This is a genomic window from Klebsiella sp. GB_Kp047 (genome assembly GCF_040065235.1).
Taxonomy (GTDB): domain Bacteria; phylum Pseudomonadota; class Gammaproteobacteria; order Enterobacterales; family Enterobacteriaceae; genus Klebsiella; species Klebsiella quasipneumoniae.
On the sequence record NZ_JBEAJG010000010.1, the window covers coordinates 1 to 20012 of the forward strand.

19 protein-coding genes are annotated in these 20012 nt (G+C 56.0%); all 19 read right to left on the reverse strand.

What is annotated here, in order from left to right:
• Positions 1-215: 215 nt before the first annotated feature.
• Positions 216-1010, reverse strand: a complete 795-nt coding sequence (gene cpoB / locus ABLV76_RS06760) for a cell division protein CpoB (protein WP_004886003.1) — start codon at positions 1008-1010, stop codon at positions 216-218.
• Positions 1011-1019: 9 nt separating this feature from the next.
• Positions 1020-1544 carry a peptidoglycan-associated lipoprotein Pal gene (gene pal, locus ABLV76_RS06765; protein WP_002895068.1) on the reverse strand — a complete coding sequence of 175 codons (525 nt, stop codon included), beginning with the start codon at positions 1542-1544 and terminating at the stop codon, positions 1020-1022.
• Between the two features lie 34 nt (positions 1545-1578).
• A complete protein-coding gene (tolB, locus tag ABLV76_RS06770) occupies positions 1579-2871 on the reverse strand; it encodes a Tol-Pal system beta propeller repeat protein TolB (RefSeq protein ID WP_004885999.1) in 1293 nt (430 codons plus the stop codon).
• A gap of 132 nt (positions 2872-3003) precedes the next feature.
• Complete coding sequence (gene tolA, locus ABLV76_RS06775) at positions 3004-4344, reverse strand: cell envelope integrity protein TolA (RefSeq protein WP_099441834.1); 1341 nt, start codon at positions 4342-4344, stop codon at positions 3004-3006.
• Between the two features lie 99 nt (positions 4345-4443).
• A complete protein-coding gene (gene tolR, locus ABLV76_RS06780; protein WP_002895061.1) occupies positions 4444-4872 on the reverse strand; it encodes a colicin uptake protein TolR in 429 nt (142 codons plus the stop codon).
• Positions 4873-4875: 3 nt separating this feature from the next.
• On the reverse strand, positions 4876-5568 hold the full coding sequence (gene tolQ / locus ABLV76_RS06785) for a Tol-Pal system protein TolQ (protein WP_004152221.1): 693 nt from the start codon (positions 5566-5568) through the stop codon (positions 4876-4878).
• Positions 5565-5969, reverse strand: coding sequence for a tol-pal system-associated acyl-CoA thioesterase (gene ybgC, locus ABLV76_RS06790; protein WP_002895056.1), 405 nt, complete (start codon positions 5967-5969; stop codon positions 5565-5567). Before ybgC ends, tolQ begins: the two co-directional genes overlap by 4 nt.
• Before the next feature lie 149 nt (positions 5970-6118).
• Positions 6119-6409 (reverse strand): cyd operon protein YbgE, encoded by a 291-nt coding sequence (ybgE, locus tag ABLV76_RS06795; RefSeq protein WP_002895053.1) that lies wholly within the window; start codon positions 6407-6409, stop codon positions 6119-6121.
• Positions 6409-6525 (reverse strand): cytochrome bd-I oxidase subunit CydX, encoded by a 117-nt coding sequence (cydX, locus tag ABLV76_RS06800; protein ID WP_002895051.1) that lies wholly within the window; start codon positions 6523-6525, stop codon positions 6409-6411. The genes ybgE and cydX overlap by 1 nt, the downstream gene beginning before the upstream one ends.
• 15 nt (positions 6526-6540) lie before the next feature.
• Positions 6541-7680 (reverse strand): cytochrome d ubiquinol oxidase subunit II, encoded by a 1140-nt coding sequence (cydB, locus tag ABLV76_RS06805; RefSeq protein WP_004885993.1) that lies wholly within the window; start codon positions 7678-7680, stop codon positions 6541-6543.
• Between the two features lie 15 nt (positions 7681-7695).
• Positions 7696-9264, reverse strand: coding sequence for a cytochrome ubiquinol oxidase subunit I (gene cydA / locus ABLV76_RS06810; protein ID WP_032455734.1), 1569 nt, complete (start codon positions 9262-9264; stop codon positions 7696-7698).
• Positions 9265-10092: 828 nt separating this feature from the next.
• Positions 10093-10962 carry a succinate--CoA ligase subunit alpha gene (gene sucD, locus ABLV76_RS06815; protein ID WP_218422642.1) on the reverse strand — a complete coding sequence of 290 codons (870 nt, stop codon included), beginning with the start codon at positions 10960-10962 and terminating at the stop codon, positions 10093-10095.
• The gene (gene sucC / locus ABLV76_RS06820) at positions 10962-12128 is read right to left on the reverse strand and encodes an ADP-forming succinate--CoA ligase subunit beta (protein ID WP_002895039.1); all 1167 of its coding nucleotides are present in this window, start codon (positions 12126-12128) and stop codon (positions 10962-10964) included. Before sucC ends, sucD begins: the two co-directional genes overlap by 1 nt.
• Positions 12129-12231: 103 nt before the next feature.
• Positions 12232-13458: a 2-oxoglutarate dehydrogenase complex dihydrolipoyllysine-residue succinyltransferase gene (gene odhB / locus ABLV76_RS06825; RefSeq protein WP_004142209.1), complete on the reverse strand. Its 1227-nt coding sequence runs from the start codon at positions 13456-13458 to the stop codon at positions 12232-12234.
• A gap of 14 nt (positions 13459-13472) precedes the next feature.
• Positions 13473-16280 carry a 2-oxoglutarate dehydrogenase E1 component gene (gene sucA, locus ABLV76_RS06830; RefSeq protein ID WP_004147623.1) on the reverse strand — a complete coding sequence of 936 codons (2808 nt, stop codon included), beginning with the start codon at positions 16278-16280 and terminating at the stop codon, positions 13473-13475.
• A gap of 440 nt (positions 16281-16720) precedes the next feature.
• On the reverse strand, positions 16721-17437 hold the full coding sequence (gene sdhB, locus ABLV76_RS06835) for a succinate dehydrogenase iron-sulfur subunit SdhB (protein ID WP_002894954.1): 717 nt from the start codon (positions 17435-17437) through the stop codon (positions 16721-16723).
• 15 nt (positions 17438-17452) lie between these two features.
• The gene (gene sdhA / locus ABLV76_RS06840; RefSeq protein WP_004179067.1) at positions 17453-19219 is read right to left on the reverse strand and encodes a succinate dehydrogenase flavoprotein subunit; all 1767 of its coding nucleotides are present in this window, start codon (positions 19217-19219) and stop codon (positions 17453-17455) included.
• Complete coding sequence (sdhD, locus tag ABLV76_RS06845; RefSeq protein ID WP_002894949.1) at positions 19219-19566, reverse strand: succinate dehydrogenase membrane anchor subunit; 348 nt, start codon at positions 19564-19566, stop codon at positions 19219-19221. The genes sdhA and sdhD overlap by 1 nt, the downstream gene beginning before the upstream one ends.
• Complete coding sequence (gene sdhC / locus ABLV76_RS06850; protein WP_004142216.1) at positions 19560-19964, reverse strand: succinate dehydrogenase cytochrome b556 subunit; 405 nt, start codon at positions 19962-19964, stop codon at positions 19560-19562. Before sdhC ends, sdhD begins: the two co-directional genes overlap by 7 nt.
• Positions 19965-20012 lie beyond the last annotated feature (48 nt).

Here is a 20012-nt window from a genome sequence, read left to right on the forward strand (position 1 = left end):
ACCTGCGACCAATTGATTAAAAGTCAACTGCTCTACCAACTGAGCTAACGACCCACTCTGGCGTCGCTTTGGGCTTGTTTGATATCCCTTGGCAACGGCGGCATATATTACTGATTTCAGAATTCAGCGCAACTAAAATTTCGATAAAGATCACTTAACTGCTGGCGATTCAGGCGACAAGACCAGAAATGACGCGATTTCTGGTCATGCCGTAATCAACCAAGGGCATTAAGTCGTTTTTGCGCTTGTTTCGCACCGTCGGTGCCGGGGAATTTGTTGATCACCTGCTGGTAAACCGCTTTCGCTTTCGCGGTATCACCTTTGTCCTGCATGATCACGCCGACCTTAAACATGGCGTCTGGCGCTTTTGGCGATTTCGGGTAGTTCTTCACCACCGAGGCGAAGTAAAACGCCGCATCGTCTTTTTTCCCCTTATTGTAGTTCAACTGTCCGAGCCAATAGTTGGCGTTCGGCTGATAAGTCGAATCCGGGTACTTTTTAACGAAGTTCTGAAACGCCGCCATGGCGTCATCCTGGCGTGAAGCATCCTTCACCAGGGCAATGGCCGCATTGTAATCGGTGTTCGCATCGCCGGTCATCGCCGGAGCGCCTGAAGAGGCCGCTGGCGCTGCGCTGGTAGCAGCCGCGCTCTGATCGCCGGAAGACGACGTCTGGGCGCCAGCCGCTGCTGCGCCACCCCCGCTCGTCAGCCCGTCAATCTGCAGCAGAATCTGCTTTTGACGCTCAACGATCTGATTCAGCTGATACTGGTTCTCCTGGATCTGACCACGGAGAGAATCAATGTCAGTCTGGTTATCAGAGAGTTGTTGCTGGAGTTGGGTTAAAAGCTGGCTGTGAGCATTGGAAATACGCTCAAGTTGAGTGACACGGTCTTCGACCGAGCCTGAGCCGACACTACTGATTGGCGCCTGAGCAAAAGCGGCCCAGGGGGCCGCTATGCCAACCAGTAACGACAGACTCAATAAATGATGTCTGAAGTTACTGCTCATGCAATTCTCTTAGTAAACCAGTACGGCGCGACGGTTTTTGGCATATGCCGCTTCGTCATGACCCAGTACTGCTGGTTTTTCTTTACCGTAAGAAACGATGGAGATCTGATCGGCAGAAACACCTTTGCCCTGCAGATACATCTTAACGGCGTTAGCACGACGCTCACCCAGCGCGATGTTGTATTCCGGCGTACCGCGCTCATCCGCGTGACCTTCTACAGTCACTTTGTAGGACGGGTTGCTGCGCAGGAAGTTAGCGTGCGCGTCCAGCATGGCAGCGAAGTCAGAACGGATATCGTACTTGTCCAGATCGAAGTAAACGATGTTGTTCTGCTGCAGCTGCTGCATCTGCAGACGAGCTTGCTCTTCAGAAGACATGTTGCCGCCGTTACCGTTAGCGTCCATACCAGTGCCGGCACCCAGCATGCCTTCACCGCTCTGGTCGTTGCTGGCGTTCTTGTTAGAAGAACATGCCGCGATTGCCATAACCGGCAGAGCGATCATCAGCCCTTTCAGCACTTTGTTCAGTTGCATTTCTTTGATTCCTTTAATAATCAATTATTTATTATCACAGATACGGCGACCAGGCAGGTGATTTTACCTGTCCATCAGTTGCCGGAAGACGCGCTTTGAAACGCCCATCTGTAGAAACCAGATTCAGCACGGATCCCATCCCCTGAGAAGAGCTGTAGATTACCATAGTGCCGTTAGGTGCCAGACTTGGCGTTTCGTCTAAAAACGTTGATGACAGAACCTGTACACCACCCGCTTCCAGATCTTGTTTGGCAATGTGCTGCTGGCCGCCGGCCGAGCTGACCATTACCATCGTTTTACCATCCGCGCTCACGTCAGCGTCCTGGTTCTGCGAACCTTCCCAGGTGATACGCTGCGGCGTGCCGCCATTAATATTGACTTTATACACCTGCGGACGACCGGCCTGGTCAGAGGTGAAGGCCAGGTTCTGGCTGTCCGGGAACCAGCTTGGTTCGGTGTTGTTGCTGCGACCGTTGGTCACCTGACGAATCTGACCCGAGCCCAGATCCATCACGTACAGGTTCAGGCTACCGGTTTTCGACAGCGCGAAAGCCAGTTTAGAGCCATCCGGCGAGAACGCCGGCGCGCCGTTGTGCTGCGGGAAGGAGGCAATCTGACGCACTGCGCCGTTCGCCAGGGTCTGCACCACCAGCGCAGAACGACCGCTTTCGAAGGTTACGTAAGCCAGTTTTGAACCGTCCGGAGACCAGGCCGGGGACATCAGCGGCTGGGAGGAGCGGTGAACCACGAACTGGTTGTAGCCATCATAATCGGAGACACGCAGCTCATACGGGAACTGACCGCCGTTGGTCTGCACCACGTAGGCGATACGGGTACGGAAGGCGCCTTTAATACCAGTCAGCTTTTCAAATACCGCATCGCTGGCAGTGTGCGCTGCATAGCGCAGGTACTGCTTAGTGACTTTGAAAGAGCCTTGCGCCAGCGTTGTGCCCGGCGCACCGCCGGTATCCACCAGCTGATACGCGACCTGATAAGAACCATCCGGGTTTGACGTCACCTGACCGACGACCACGGCGTCAATACCCAGCGCAGACCAGGCTGCAGGCTGCACTTCCTGGGGACTGGTCGGCTGCTGCGGCAGACGCGAGCGATCCAGCGGGTTGAATTTACCGCTGTTGCGCAGGTCAGCTGCCACGATACCGCCAACATCTTCCGGCGCAGCGCCCTGGCCGGCCCACTGGAATGGTACCACCCCGATGGGGCGCGCCGAGTCCACCCCCTGGGTGATCTCGATACGTACTTCTGCGTGCAGCACCGCCGCCCACAGCATTAAAAAACCAAATGCTACTCGTAATGCCTGCTTCATCATATCTCCCTTATCCGGGCGGAAAGCCCACGATAATTTAGCAGAATGTTAACAAACTCAAATACACAAAACTACCAAAACCCATGACCGCCCTATTTTCTTTCCCCCCGCTAACGCGGGGAGAAAAAGCGCTTAAGGTTTGAAGTCCAGTGGCGCATTTTTGAACGTTTCATAAACAGCCTGCGACGGCGGTTTAGGGAATTTGCTCATCCGACTGGTAGCCGCCAGCATTTGCTGGCAGAAAGCCGGATCGCCGCCTTCCGATTTCACACTCAACAACGTTCCATCCTGAGCCAGGTTTACGCGCAACGTACATACTTTACCCTTGTACGTATCCCAGTCATAGAGATGTCCTTTAATCGCGGCCTGCACCTGCGAAATATAGCTGGCAATCTCCGCCTGAGATGCACCGCCCTGCCCCGGTTTACTTCCTTTAGCAGGTGAAGAGCCACCTGTGCTACCGCTGGTGCTACCTTTCGGCGCATTCTTACCAGAGCTCAGATCGCCGAGCAGGTCGTCAACGCCGTCCGCTTCTTTCGCTGCAGCCGCTTTCTTCGCTGCCGCGGCTTTTGCTGCTGCCGCTTTGGCCGCTTTATCAGCCGCCGCCTTCTCAGCAGCTGCCGCTTTGGCTGCCGCTGCTTTTTCAGCTGCGGCGGCTTTCTCGGCGGCGGCCTTCTCCGCGGCCGCTTTTTGCGCGGCCGCTTTCTCAGCTGCTTTTTCGGCGGCTTTTTCTGCAGCCGCTTTTTCAGCCGCTGCCTGTTTAGCCGCTTCCTGCTGGGCCTTCTTCTCCGCTTCCTGTTGCGCTTTTTTCGCCGCTGCCGCTTCTGCTTTCTTCTGCGCCTCTGCCGCGGCTTTCGCCGCTTCTGCTTCCGCCTGTTTCTTCGCCTCGGCCGCTGCTTTCGCGGCGGCGGCTTCGGCCTGTTTCTTCGCGTCAGCAGCCGCTTTCGCTGCCGCCAGTTCAGCCGCTTTCGCCTGGGCATCCGCCTTCGCTTTCGCCTCGGCGGCCGCTTTGGCCGCTGCTTCCTGCGCTTCTTTAGCCTGCGCATCCGCTTTGGCTTTCGCCGCCGCGGCAGCCTTGGCTGCGGCTTCCTCAGCCTGCTTCTGTTGTTCCTTCGCTTCTTTCGCCGCTTCCTGCGCCTGCAGCCGCTCCTGTTCGAGCTGTTTCAGCCGTTCCTGTTCCGCCGCCTGCTTCTCACGTAACTCTTCCGCCTGCTGCTGCGCCTGTTTTTCGCGCTGTTCAGCGGCGCGACGTGCGCTAGCCTGCTGCTGTTGCTGACGGTTATAGTTATTTACCACCGCCCCCGGATCGACCATGACGGCATCAATCGACGATCCCCCGCCGCCGCCGGCAGAGGCATCCAGATGCTCGTCAAACGAACTCCAGATCAGCAGCGCGATCAGTATGATGTGCAGCGCGACTGAAATGATGATCGCTCGTTTAAGCTTGTCGTTTTGTTCGGTTGCCTTTGACACTATCGGTTCCCAAAAACTGTTCGCCTGTACCCGCGATGCGCACCGACGGCGAGCGATACTCGCCGCCGAACGCCGCGCGGACGCACCTACCTGAAGCGATTAAATAGGTTTGGTCATCAAGCCGACCGATTTAACCCCTGCACTATGCAACAGGTTCAGCGCTTTAATAATTTCATCGTAAGGGACGTCTTTCGCACCGCCGATCAGGAATACCGTTTTCTCATTGGCTTCAAGACGACGCTTCGCTTCGGCAATCACCTGCTCCGGCGGCAGCTGGGACAGCGTCTCCTGCCCCACTTTCACGCTGTACTGCCCTACCCCGGAGACTTCCACAATCACCGGCGGATCGTCATTGCTTTTCACCGCTTGCGATTCCGTGGCGTCCGGCAGATCGACTTCCACGCTCTGCGTAATGATCGGCGCCGTTGCCATAAAGATCAGCAACAGCACCAGCAGGACATCCAGCAGCGGAACGATGTTGATCTCGGACTTCAGTTCGCGACGTCCGCGTCCACGTGCTCTGGCCATGGCTTACCCCTTATTGCTTTCGCTGGTGGTAAAAGCCTGACGGTGCAGAATGGCGGTGAACTCTTCCATAAAGTTGTCGTAATTCAGTTCAAGCTTGTTCACGCGCTGGTTCAGGCGGTTATACGCCATGACCGCCGGGATAGCAGCGAACAGACCGATCGCAGTGGCGATCAGCGCTTCGGCGATACCCGGCGCCACCATCTGCAGGGTGGCCTGCTTCACCGCGCCAAGAGCGATAAAGGCGTGCATGATCCCCCAAACGGTACCGAACAGACCGATATACGGGCTGATGGAGCCTACGGTGCCGAGGAACGGAATATGGGTCTCCAGCGTTTCCAGCTCGCGGTTCATCGAAATACGCATCGCGCGCGATGCCCCTTCGACGATCGCCTCCGGCGCATGGCTGTTGGCCCGATGCAAGCGCGCAAACTCTTTGAAGCCGCTGTAGAAAATCTGCTCCGAACCGGTCAGATTATCGCGACGCCCCTGGCTTTCCTGATACAAACGGGACAGTTCAATCCCGGACCAGAATTTGTCCTCGAACGCTTCAGCTTCGCGCGCGGCCGAGTTAAGGATACGCGTTCTCTGAATAATGATAGCCCAGGAAGCGATAGAAAAACCAATCAAAATCAACATGATAAGTTTAACCAGAAGGCTCGCCTTCAGGAACAAATCAAGGATATTCATGTCAGTCACTGCTTAAACTCCGCGACAATAGACTTGGGAAGCGCACGTGGCTTCATTAAGAGTGGATCAACGCACACAATGAGAACCTCAGCTTCGTTTAACACTGTATTCTCGGCGTTGACGATTCGCTGCGTGAAAACCAAAGAGGTGCCGCGCATCGAGGTAATTTCCGTCTGGACTTCGAGCATGTCGTCGAGTCTGGCGGGGGCAAAATACTCCAGCGTCATTTTGCGAACCACGAAGGCAACGCGTTCAGCCAACAGAACCTGTTGACTAAAGTGATGGTGGCGCAGCATCTCTGTGCGTGCTCTTTCATAAAAAGCGACGTAACTGGCGTGGTAAACCACACCACCGGCGTCGGTATCTTCGTAGTAGACCCGAACCGGCCATCGAAACAGCGTTGTATTCACTTTACATCCCGGTAATGCAAAAAAAGGTTAGAGCTTTCAAACTTCGCTACTATACGCGCGGGAAAGGTGGTTTGGAATGGGGGAAAGTAAACGGGGCGTAAATTTTTATGGGCTTATGCAAGCCCATAGCATTAACAGAGATCTCTTATTCAAAAGAAGAAAAAGAAGAGACCTAAAGCGAGCACGATATCAGCGATAAGCGGACAAAAAATCCCCTGCCAGTGAACGGCACGCGGGCGGAAGCCCACGCCGTGAATAACGCCGCTGCAAACTGCCCACATCAGCAAGAAACCATGCCAGATTTCCAGCTCGCTGGTCTTCGCGGCAAAGCGCGACGGATCCCAGAAGATGCAGCCTGCCAGCAGCAGCGCCATCAATAAGGAAAGCGCCCGGAGCGGGCGCTTGTCCATTATCGCGTACAGAGTAGCGATAAATTTCATCAGATTTCTTCTTTCTTCCCGGCTTTGGTGGCTTCCACGTGCTCAAGCGCCAGCGCGGTAATCACCCCAAAGGCACAGGCAAGAAGCGTTCCCAAAATCCATGCGAAGTACCACATATATAGCTCCTTACCTTAGTACAGCGAGTGGGTGTTCTTTTCGATGTCTTCGCGCGTGATGCGGCCAAACATTTTCCAGTAACACCAGCTGGTGTAGCCCAGAATGATCGGCACGAAGACAATCGCCACGTAGGTCATCAGATTCAGCGTCCGCTGGCTGGAGGTCGCGTCCCACATCGTCAGGCTGGCGTTCAGCATAGTGCTGGACGGCATGATGAACGGGAACATCGCAATACCGGCAGTCAGAATGATGCAGGCCAGGGTCAGCGAGGAGAACAGGAATGCCCAGGCGCCTTTATCCGCTTTGGTCGAAACGACGGTCAGCAGCGGCAGCACCACGCCCAGGGCAGGGATCGCCCACAGCGCTGGCATATTGTTAAAGTTCACCATCCACGCGCCAGCTTCACGCACCACTTCTTTGGTCAGCGGATTAGACGGGCCGGTATGGTCAATCACCGATTTCACCACATAGCCGTCGATACCGTAGTAGACCCACACGCCCGCCAGCGCGAAGCAGACCAGCGTCACCAGCGCCGCCACCGTGGAGACGGTGCGGGTGCGCAGGTGTAGTTCGCCTACGGTACGCATCTGCAGGTAGGTCGCGCCCTGGGTCAGGATCATCGCCACGCTGACGATACCGGCCAGCAGACCAAACGGGTTCAGCAGCTGGAAGAAATTACCGGTATAGAAGAGACGCAGGTATTCGTCGACATGGAACGGCACGCCCTGCAGCAGGTTGCCGAAGGCCACGCCAATCACCAGCGGCGGCACGAAGCTGCCGATGAAGATGCCCCAGTCCCACATGTTGCGCCAGCGGGTGTCCTCGATCTTGGAACGGTAGTCGAAACCGACCGGACGGAAGAACAACGAGGCCAGCACCAGAATCATCGCCACATAGAAACCGGAGAACGCCGCGGCGTAGACCATCGGCCAGGCAGCGAACAGCGCGCCGCCGGCGGTGATCAGCCACACCTGGTTACCGTCCCAGTGCGGGGCGATGGCGTTGATCATAATCCGACGCTCGGTGTCGTTACGGCCGAGGAAGCGGGTGAGCATGCCCACCCCCATGTCGAACCCGTCGGCGACGGCGAAGCCAATCAGCAGGATGCCAATCAGCAGCCACCAGATAAAACGCAATACTTCATAATCGATCATTTGACGACTCCTGTCTTAGCGTGCCGACTGAATAGCCGCAGAGGACTGTTCAAAGTGATAGCGGCCGGTTTTCAGGCTGCTAGGTCCTTTGCGGGCAAACTTGAACATCAGGAACAGTTCAGCCACCAGGAACAGCGTGTACAGGCCGCAGATCAGCAACATAGAGAAGATCAGATCGCCCGCGGTCAGCGACGAGTTGGCCACCGCCGTCGGCAGGACTTCACCAATCGCCCACGGCTGACGGCCGTATTCGGCAACAAACCAGCCTGACTCCACGGCAATCCACGGCAGCGGCAAGCCATAGAACGCGGCGCGCAGCAGCCATTTTTTCTCGCCGATACGGTTACGGATCACGCTCCAGAAGGAGGCGCCGATAATCAACAGCATCAGGATGCCGCACGCCACCATGATACGGAAGGCGAAGTACAGCGGTGCGACGCTTGGAATAGAGTCTTTAGTCGCTTTGGCGATCTGCTCTTCCGTGGCGTCAGCGACGTTCGGGGTATAGCGTTTCAGCAGCAGACCATAGCCAAGATCTTTCTTCACGTTATTGAACTGGTCGCGAACGGACTGGTCGGTGGAACCGGCGCGCAGTTGCTCCAGCAGCGCATAGGCCTTCATGCCGTTACGGATACGCTCTTCGTGCTGAACCATCAGATCCTTCAGACCGATAACCGGCTTATCCACCGAGCGGGTGGCAATGATGCCCAGCGCGTAAGGGATCTGGATGGCGAAGTGGTTGGTTTGCGCATTCTGATCGGGAATACCAAACAGGGTAAAGGCCGCCGGCGCAGGCTGGGTTTCCCACTCTGCTTCGATAGCCGCCAGTTTGGTTTTCTGCACGTCGCCCATTTCGTAACCAGATTCGTCACCCAGCACAATAACGGAGAGGATCGCTGCCATACCGAAGCTGGCTGCGATGGCGAAGGAGCGCTTAGCAAAGGCAAAGTCACGGCCTTTCAGCATGTACCAGGAGCTGATAGCCAGGATGAACATCGCACCGGTGACATAGCCAGACGCCACGGTGTGAACGAATTTCACCTGAGCAACCGGGTTGAGCACCAGTTCGGAGAAGCTAACCATCTCCATACGCATGGTTTCAAAGTTGAAGTCCGATGCGATAGGGTTCTGCATCCAGCCGTTTGCGACGAGGATCCACAGCGCGGAGAGGTTGGAGCCCAGTGCGACCAGCCAGGTGACGGCCATGTGCTGAACTTTACCCAGACGATCCCAACCGAAGAAGAACAGACCTACAAAGGTGGATTCGAGGAAGAAGGCCATCAGACCTTCAATGGCCAGCGGCGCACCGAAGATATCCCCCACGTAGTGTGAGTAATACGACCAGTTAGTCCCGAACTGGAACTCCATGGTCAGACCGGTCGCCACACCCAGCGCGAAGTTGATACCAAACAACTTGCCCCAGAATTTGGTCATATCTTTATAAATCTGTTTGCCGGAAAGGACGTAGACCGTTTCCATAATGGCCAGCAGGAACGCCATACCGAGCGTCAGTGGCACAAACAGGAAGTGGTACATCGCGGTCAAGGCAAACTGTAAGCGCGACAGTTCGACTATATCTAACATCATGACTCCTTGCTCATCGCATGAAGACTCCGAAAATGAACCGAGAAGCTCTGGCTCATACGCATGCCCCAATACAAATTTTTATTTGTCGCCCGCCCGGAGCGGGTTTCAACCGAAAGTGAAACCACGCCAGGACAAGGTTACAAATACGTTAACGAAAAACCCAATTGATTCCCCAATATATTACGCCGCAATAACCTTACAATAAATATGTTTTTATTGTTCCAGTTTTACATTTTTCGACAGTGATCAATATATAGCGAAGATGGCCAGTTTAGGCCAATTTGACTTGAGACAATTTAACGTTTTTTGAAGGATTTTTCCAAGCATTAAGTATTGATATAAATCAATTTTTACTCTACGTGTTAATTATGTAGCCCAATAAAGAATATTGGTAAACTTAATGTTAATACTGTGTTTAAAGTATACTTTGATTGGTTACTAAAAAGGGAGAGATGAGAATCATAGGTAATATTATTTAACGCCGCAGGAAAAAAAAGAAAAAAAAGAGCCGATCCGATTAATGCTAGACCGCTCACAGTATTTTTTCCTGTTTTCTTATCCCCTCCCCCACTCTTTTTTTAGTGTCTGTTTTGCTTCCCTCCGGTACGGCCAGGGCATATTTTCCTTTCCGACAACCGCACGTCGAGAATATTTATGAAATAATTCTTAAAATCAATATGATAGATAAGGTTTTCGCCAAACGCGGGGTTTGCTGGCTCAGCGGCTTTCGGGAGAAGCGGATAACGGCCAAAAAAAAGGCCACCTGACGGTGGCCAACCATGTCGAAATCGGACAGATTTCTGCTTGCGGACAAGCAGAGAGGGTTTACTTGATGATCGCTTTCAGCGCTTCGCCGATATCGGCCAGGCTGCGAACGGTTTTCACACCGGCTGCTTCCAGGGCTGCGAATTTCTCATCAGCAGTACCTTTACCGCCAGCGATGATGGCGCCCGCATGGCCCATACGCTTGCCTTTCGGCGCGGTCACGCCCGCGATGTAGCCGACAACCGGCTTGCTCACGTGCTCTTTGATGTAGGCAGCCGCTTCTTCTTCCGCGCTGCCGCCGATCTCACCGATCATGACGATAGCTTCGGTCTGCGGGTCTTCCTGGAACAGCTTCAGGATATCGATGAAGTTAGAGCCCGGGATCGGGTCGCCGCCGATACCGACGCAGGTAGACTGGCCGAAGCCGTAGTCGGTGGTTTGCTTAACCGCTTCATAGGTCAGGGTACCGGAACGGGAAACGATGCCCACTTTACCCGGCTTGTGAATGTGACCCGGCATGATGCCGATTTTGCATTCGCCCGGGGTGATCACGCCTGGGCAGTTCGGGCCGATCATGCGCACGCCCGCTTCGTCCAGTTTCACTTTCACGGTCAGCATATCCAGGGTCGGGATACCTTCGGTGATGGTGATGATAAGCTTAATGCCCGCGTCAATCGCTTCCAGAATGGAATCTTTGCAGAACGGCGCCGGAACGTAGATCACGGTCGCGGTAGCGCCGGTCGCTTCAACGGCTTCGCGCACGGTGTTGAACACCGGCAGGCCCAGGTGCGTGGTGCCGCCTTTGCCTGGCGTCACGCCGCCAACCATTTGCGTACCGTAAGCGATCGCTTGTTCAGAGTGGAAGGTCCCCTGGCTACCGGTGAAGCCCTGGCAGATAACCTTGGTATCTTTATTAATTAAAACTGACATTATTTCCCCTCCACTGCGGCAACAACCTGCTGTGCTGCGTCCGTCAGACTTTTCGCTGCAATAATATTCAGGCCGCTGTCAGCCAGTTTTTTCGCGCCCAGTTCGGCGTTGTTACCTTCCAGACGAACCACCACCGGAACGTTAACCCCAACTTCCGCTACCGCACCGATGATACCGTCAGCGATCAGGTCGCAGCGTACGATACCGCCGAAGATGTTAACCAGAACCGCTTTCACGTTGTCGTCAGAGAGGATGATTTTGAACGCTTCGGTGACGCGCTCTTTGGTGGCGCCGCCGCCCACGTCGAGGAAGTTAGCCGGTTCGCCGCCGTGCAGTTTAACGATGTCCATGGTACCCATCGCCAGGCCCGCGCCGTTAACCATGCAACCAATGTTGCCGTCCAGCGCGACGTAGTTCAGTTCCCACTGCGCAGCCTGCGCTTCACGCGGATCTTCCTGAGACTGGTCGCGCATTTCGCGCAGATCCGGCTGGCGGAACAGTGCGTTGCCGTCAGCGCCCAGTTTGCCGTCCAGGCAGATCAGGTCGCCCTGCTTGGTGATCACCAGCGGGTTAATTTCGATCAGCGCGAGGTCGCGCTCCAGGAAAATGGTCGCCAGGCCCATGAAAATCTTAGTGAACTGCTGAACCTGCTTACCTTCCAGGCCCAGTTTGAACGCCAGTTCACGGCCCTGGTAAGGCATCGGGCCAGCCAGCGGATCGATGGCGATCTTGTGGATCAGGTGCGGGGTCTCTTCCGCCACTTTTTCGATTTCCACGCCGCCTTCAGTAGAGGCCATGAACACCACGCGACGGGAACTACGGTCAACGACCGCGCCCAGGTACAGCTCTTTGTCAATATCGGTCGCCGCTTCAACCAGGATCTGGTTAACCGGCTGGCCGTTCGCATCTGTTTGATAGGTCACCAGACGTTTGCCCAGCCAGTGCTCGGCAAATGCGCGGATCTCTTCTTTGCTCTTCACCACTTTCACACCGCCCGCTTTGCCGCGGCCACCAGCGTGAACCTGACATTTCACTACCCACGGACCCGCGCCGATTTTTGAAGCGGCTTCTTCTGCTTCACGCGGAGTAGTACAGGCATAACCCACCGGCGCCGGTAAGCCATAGCGGGCAAAAAGTTGTTTTGCCTGATATTCATGTAAGTTCATGTGTTCAGTCCATCCTTCAGGGTGTAATTATCTTTAAACCTGTAGGCCTGATAACGGCGCTAACGCGTGTTATCCGGCCTACGGTAGGTAATACGCTTGCTGACTACACGTCCAGCAGCAGACGGGTCGGATCTTCCAGCAGCTCTTTAATCGCCACCAGGAAGCCTACCGACTCACGTCCGTCGATCAGACGGTGGTCGTAGGAGAGCGCCAGGTACATCATCGGCAGGATCTCTACCTTGCCATTCACCGCCATCGGACGGTCTTTAATGGCATGCATACCCAGGATGGCGCTCTGCGGTGGGTTGATGATCGGCGTGGACATCAGGGAGCCGAACACGCCGCCGTTGGTAATGGTGAAGTTACCGCCGGTCAGGTCATCTACGGTCAGCTTGCCGTCGCGGCCTTTCACTGCCAGCTCTTTAATATTCTTTTCGATATCCGCCATGCCCAGCAGGTCGACGTCACGCAGAACCGGGGTGACCAGGCCGCGCGGGGTGGATACGGCCATGCTGACGTCGAAGTAGTTGTGGTACACCACGTCGTCGCCATCGATGGAGGCGTTCACTTCCGGATAGCGTTTCAGCGCTTCCACTACCGCTTTCACGTAGAAGGACATAAAGCCCAGACGGATGCCGTGACGTTTTTCGAACGCCTCACCGTACTGCTTACGCAGATCCATGATGGGCTTCATGTTGACTTCGTTAAAGGTCGTCAGCATGGCGGTAGAGTTTTTCGCTTCCAGCAGACGTTCGGCTACGCGTTTACGCAGGCGGGTCATCGGGACGCGTTTTTCCGAACGGTGGCCCAGCTGCGGCGCCGGCGCGGCTGCCGGGGCGGCGGCTGGCGCTTTGGCTTCTGCCGGCGCCGGGGCTTTCGCCAGATGTTTCTCAACGTCTTCGCGGGTCAGACGGCCGCCGACGCCAGTGCCTTTGATGGCCGCTGGGTCAAGGTTGTGTTCAGCCAGCAGACGACGGATCGCCGGGCTCAGCGCGTCGTTGTTCTGCTCTTCCAGAGAGGCCTGCTGACGCTGCGCCGGAGTGGACGCTTTCGCATCGGCTTTTTCGCTGCTTTCTTTACCTGCGCTGTTACCTTCGCGCAGGCGGCCAAGGATCTGGCGAGACAGGACGGTAGCGCCCTCGTCTTCCAGCACTGCATCCAGAATGCCGTCCGCTGATGCCGGTACTTCCAGTACCACTTTGTCAGTTTCGATTTCGACCAGGACTTCGTCACGGACGACCGCGTCGCCCGGTTTTTTGTGCCAGGTGGCGACGGTTGCGTCAGCTACGGACTCAGGCAGGTCGGGAACCAGAATATCTACGCTACTCATTGTGTATCCTTTAATTAATCGACGTTCAGCGCGTCATTGACCAGATCTTGTTGCTGTTTCTGGTGAACGGACATATACCCTACCGCCGGAGAGGCGGAGGCCGGGCGGCCTGCATAACGCAGAGAGGCCCCAAACGGAATCACTTCACGGAAGTGATGCTGGCTGCAGTACCATGCGCCCTGGTTGAGCGGCTCTTCCTGGCACCAGACAAAATCATGCACGTGCGCATACGCTTTCAGCGCTTCCTGCACCGCCTGATGCGGGAACGGATAGAGCTGCTCGATACGAACGATAGCGACATCTTTTTGCTCGTTTTTGCGGCGCTGTTCCAGCAGGTCGTAGTAAACCTTACCAGAGCACAGCACAACGCGCTTCACAGCCTGCGGATCAAGTTGATCGATTTCACCGATGGCCGGCAGGAAAGTGCCGTTCGCCAGCTCATCCATGCTGGAGACTGCCAGCGGATGACGCAGCAGCGACTTCGGCGACATCACCACCAGCGGACGACGCATACCGCGCAGCGCCTGACGACGCAGCATGTGGTACACCTGCGCCGGTGTGGACGGTACGCAGACCTGCATGTTCTGCTCAGCGCACAGCTGCAGATAACGCTCCAGACGCGCGGAGGAGTGCTCCGGACCCTGGCCTTCATAGCCGTGCGGCAGGAGCATCACCAGGCCGCACATCCGGCCCCACTTCTGCTCACCGGAGGAGATGAACTGGTCGATCACCACCTGCGCGCCGTTGGCGAAGTCGCCAAACTGCGCTTCCCAGATGGTCAGGGTGCGCGGCTCAGCGGTGGCGTAACCATATTCAAACGCCAGTACGGCTTCTTCAGACAGCACCGAGTCCCAAACGCGGAACTGGCCCTGACCGTTATGGACATGCTGCAGCGGGGTGTAAGTTGAACCATTGGTCTGGTTATGGATCACCGCATGACGATGGAAGAAGGTGCCGCGACCGGAGTCTTCCCCGGACAGACGCACCGGAATACCTTCGTCAACCAGCGTGGCGTAGGCCAGGTTTTCGGCGCCGCCCCAGTCGAACAGCTTCTCACCTGCCGCCATCGCCTGGCGGTCGGCGTAAATTTTCGCTACGCGGGACTGCATTTCGATACCTTCCGGCACCGTGCTGATGCGTTTCGCCAGCTCCTGCAGACGCTTCGGCTCCACTTTATCCGGATAGCTCTCGTCCCACTCATGATTGAGGTACGGCGACCAGGTAAAGGAGTGCATGTTCATCGGACGCCATTCCTGCACCACGCATTCGCCGGCATCCAGCGCATCGCGGTAGAGGTTAACCTGCTCGGTCGCGTCTTCCAGAGTCGCCACCTTCTCCTGCTCCAGCTTGTCAGCATAGATTTTGCGCGGGGTCGGGTGCTTTTTGATCTTCTGATACATCAGCGGCTGAGTTGCGCTCGGCTCATCGGCTTCGTTATGGCCGTGACGGCGGTAGCACACCAGATCGATGAAAACATCGCGTTTGAAGGTATTGCGGAAATCCAGCGCCAGACGAGTGACGAACGCGACCGCTTCCGGATCGTCGGCATTGACGTGGAAAATCGGCGCCTGCACCATTTTACCGATGTCGGTGCAGTACGGGGTCGAACGCGCATCCAGCGGGTTAGAGGTCGTGAAGCCCACCTGGTTGTTGATAACGATGCGCACGGTACCGCCCACTTCGTAACCGCGGGCTTTCGACATGTTCAGGGTTTCCTGAACCACGCCCTGACCGGTGACGGCGGCGTCGCCGTGGATAGTGATCGGCAGAACCTTGTTGCTGCTCGGCTCGTCCAGACGATCCAGACGGGCGCGTACGGAACCGATAACCACCGGGCTGACGATCTCGAGGTGCGACGGGTTAAACGCCAGCGCCAGGTGCACCAGACCGCCTTCGGTTTCCATATCGGATGAGAAGCCCATGTGGTACTTCACATCGCCGGTACCGAGATGTTCTTTATGTTTGCCGGCGAACTCGTCGAACAGATCCTGCGGTTTTTTACCCAGCACGTTGACCAGCACGTTGAGACGACCGCGGTGCGCCATGCCCAGCACCACTTCGCGGGTGCCGCTCTTGCCCGCATGGCGGATCATCTCTTTGAGCATCGGGATCAGGGCATCGCCACCCTCCAGCGAGAAGCGCTTCGCCCCCGGGAATTTGGCGCCGAGGTAGCGCTCCAGGCCTTCCGCGGCGGTCAGTTCGCTGAGGAAGCGTTTTTTCTCTTCCGCGGTAAAGCTCGCTTTGCCAGCTACCGATTCAATGCGCTGCTGGATCCAGCGTTTTTCTTCGGTAGAGGTGATATGCATGTATTCCGCGCCGATGGAGCCGCAGTAGGTTTGCTTGAGGGCGGCAATCAACTCGCCCAGCTTCATCGTGTCTTTACCGATGGCAAATGAACCTACGTTATAGCTTTCCTGGAAATCGGCCTCGGTCAGATCGTGGTAGGCCGGATCGAGATCCGCCACTCTCTCTTGCTTCCACAGCCCCAGCGGATCGAGATTCGCATGCTGGTGGCCACGGAAACGGTATGCGTTGATGAGCTGCAGGACTTTAACCTGCTTCACATTGGTGTCTGGGTCGGAAATCGAAGAAGTGTAACGTGAGGCATCCTTCGCCAGTCGACGGAAATAATCACGCGTTTTGGAATGAAATTGATCCGGTTTAACTCCGGTGCCAGGTAACTGCTGGAACATTGAACGCCAGTTGGCGTCAACAGAGTCAGGATCGGTTAAGAAGTCTTCATAGAGCTGTTCTATCCAGCTCTGGTTCGAACCAGAGAGGTAAGAAGAGTCCAGCCAGGCTTTCATTGCGCCGTTCTGCATCGTGATCCCTTAAGCATTCATATGCTTATTTCGCCGTAGAAACTACCACGCACACCGAGTGCACGTGCCGGGGTTCACTTGTTGCGGACGAGTTGTGGTTTCTATCCGCTAAGGAACCTTTAAAAACTGCCATTAATCTTCGGCGTTCAGGCTGCGGTTGCGTTAGCTGCCTTCACTTACCCCGGTCACATAGTTCGCTATGCTCCCGGGGATGCGTTCAGTTGCCGCCTTACCTCGCACTGAACGCCTTGATTACTGGTACATCTTGTGGCGGTTTTTAAAGATTTCCTGCTATCCCTTCATACTTCAAGTTACATGTACGTTGTCCTGTAACTCGAATTATTTAGGGTATTCATTTCCCGGTAGCACAAACGCTACCGGGGTTACTGCTTTTGGTAGCCCGGATAAGCGGTAGCGCCATCCGGGACACACCGGGTTTCTTACGCGCTGCGCTGCAGCAGCATCGACTTAATATGGCCGATGGCGCGCGTCGGGTTCAGCCCCTTCGGACACACACTGACGCAGTTCATAATGCTGTGACAGCGGAATACGCTGAAAGCATCGCTCAGGCCGTCCAGACGCTCGCTGGTTTCGGTATCGCGACTGTCGATCAGGAAGCGATACGCGGCCAACAGGCCAGCCGGGCCAATGAACTTATCCGGGTTCCACCAGAACGACGGGCACGAAGTCGAACAACATGCGCAGAGAATACACTCGTACAGACCATCGAGTTTCTCACGCTGCTCAGGCATCTGCAGATGCTCGCGAGCCGGAGGATTTTGCCCATTATTCAACAAGTAAGGCTTAATCTTCTCATATTGTGCATAGAATTGCCCCATGTCCACCACCAAATCACGGATAACCGGTAATCCTGGCAGCGGACGGATAACAATCTTCTTGCCCGGCTGATTCAGCGCGGAGATCGGCGTGATGCACGCCAGACCGTTTTTCCCGTTCATATTCAGGCCATCGGAACCACAAACCCCTTCACGGCAGGAGCGGCGGAACGACAGCGACGGATCTTTTTCTTTCAGCTGGATCAGCGCATCCAGCAGCATCATGTCACGACCTTCTTCCGCTTCGAGGGTGTAATCCTGCATGTGCGGAGCGTCATCAACATCCGGGTTATAGCGATAAATTGAAAACTCGAGTTTCATTTTCCTGTCTCCGCATTAGTAAGTACGAATCTTCGGCGGGAATGCCGGACGCAGTTTCGGTTCCATGTTGACGCTACGACGCGTCATGGATTCCGACTCTGGCAGATACAGGGAATGGCACAGCCAGTTTTCATCATCACGATCCGGGAAGTCGAAGCGGCTGTGGGCGCCACGGCTCTCGGTACGGAAGTTAGCGGATACGGCGGTCGCGTACGCGGTTTCCATCAGGTTATCCAGCTCCAGGCACTCAACGCGCTGGGTGTTGAACTCGCTGGAGGTATCGTCGAGACGGGCGTTTTTCAGGCGCTCGCGGATCACTTTCAGCTGTTCCAGACCTTTGTGCATCGCATCGCCTTCGCGGAACACCGAGAAGTTATGCTGCATACATTCCTGCAGCGCTTTGCGGATCGCCACCGGATCTTCACCGGAACGGGTGTTGTTCCAGCGGTTGAGGCGGTCCAGCGAGCCTTCGATATCGGATTCGCTGGCGTCGCGCAGCGTGCCCTGCTCGGCGATGGATTCCTGCAGATGCAGGCCCGCCGCGCGGCCGAAGACCACCAGGTCGAGCAGCGAGTTGCCGCCAAGACGGTTAGCGCCGTGGACCGATACGCAGGCGATTTCGCCTACCGCGAACAGGCCCGGGATCACCACGTCTTCGCCCTTCTCATTGACGGTCAGCGCCTGGCCGGTCACTTTGGTCGGAATACCGCCCATCATGTAGTGGCAGGTTGGGATAACCGGGATCGGCTCTTTCACCGGATCGACGTGAGCAAAGGTACGGGACAGCTCGAGGATACCCGGCAGACGAGATTCCAGAACCTCTTTACCCAGGTGATCCAGCTTCAATTTCGCGTGCGGGCCCCACGGGCCATCGCAGCCGCGACCTTCGCGGATTTCGATCATGATGGAACGCGCCACCACGTCACGACCCGCCAGGTCTTTGGCGTTCGGGGCATAACGCTCCATAAAGCGTTCGCCGTGTTTATTGAGCAGATAACCGCCTTCGCCGCGGCAACCTTCGGTGACCAGAACCCCTGCCCCGGCGATGCCGGTCGGGTGGAACTGCCACATTTCCATATCCTGCACCGGCACGCCGGCACGAATGGCCATCCCGACGCCGTCACCGGTGTTGATGTGGGCGTTGGTGGTGGACTGATAGATACGGCCTGCGCCGCCGGTCGCCAGCACGGTGGCGCGGGCTTTAAAGTAGACCACTTCGCCGGTCTCGATGCACAGGGCGGTACAACCCACCACCGCGCCGTCCTGGTTTTTCACCAGATCGAGGGCATACCATTCGGAGAAAATAGTGGTGTGGTTTTTGAGGTTCTGCTGGTACAGGGTGTGCAGCAGGGCGTGGCCGGTACGGTCAGCCGCCGCCGCGGTGCGCGCCGCCTGCTCGCCGCCGAAGTTCTTCGACTGGCCGCCGAACGGGCGCTGATAAATACGGCCGTCGTCAAGACGGGAGAACGGCAGGCCCATGTGCTCCAGCTCGAGAATCGCTTCCGGGCCGGTCTTACACATATATTCGATGGCGTCCTGGTCACCGATATAGTCCGACCCTTTTACGGTGTCGTACATATGCCATTCCCAGTTATCTTCATGGGAGTTACCGAGCGCGACGGTGATACCCCCCTGCGCTGACACGGTATGGGAACGGGTCGGGAAGACTTTAGAGAGCAGCGCACAGGTCTGTCCGCTCTGGGAAATTTGCAGCGCCGCGCGCATACCTGCGCCGCCGGCACCGATGACAACAGCATCAAACTCTCTGACTGGCAATTTCATTACACACCCCACACCACAACAAATCCATAAAGAACGTAAGCCACCAGCGCCACAACGATAGCCAGCTGCAGAACCAGGCGCAGAGCCAGTGGTTTAACGTAGTCCGTTAACACCTGCCACATCCCGATCCAGGCATGGATAAGAATGGAAACGAGAGCCAGCAGAGTGAAGACTTTAGTGAAGCCGGAGGCAAAGAATCCGGTCCACACTTCCCATGAGATCTCACCGGTGGTAGCGAAGAAGCCAACCATGTAGATGATGTAGAGGGTCAGAACGATGGCGGTAGCACGGACCAGAATAAAGTCATGTACGCCGTTGCGTCCCAGTGCTGAGGCGTTGCTTACCATACGAGGACTCCTGCGAGAAGTGAAAGCACGACAGTAATAACAAAAGAAATCTTGGCGGAACGTTTCCCTGCTTCGAGGGTTTCGTCCAGGTAACCAAAGTCCATCATCAGATGGCGGATACCGACAACGACGTGATAGGCCAGCGCGGTGAGAATGCCCCACATGATGAACTTCACAAAGAAGCTATCCATGATCGAGGCCGCCGTCAGAAAACCTTCAGGGGAGGAGAGGCTGGTGCCCAGCAGCCAAAGCAGAATTCCGACCGCCACGAAGGTGATGACACCGGAAACGCGATGGAGAATGGACGCTATCGCCGTGATTGGGAACCGTATCGTTTGTAGATCCAGATTGACAGGTCTTTGTTTTTTCACATTTCTTACCATGAATAACGCCCACATGCTGTTCTTATTGTTTCCTTCCTCCGGTCTGCTTGCGGGTCAGACAGC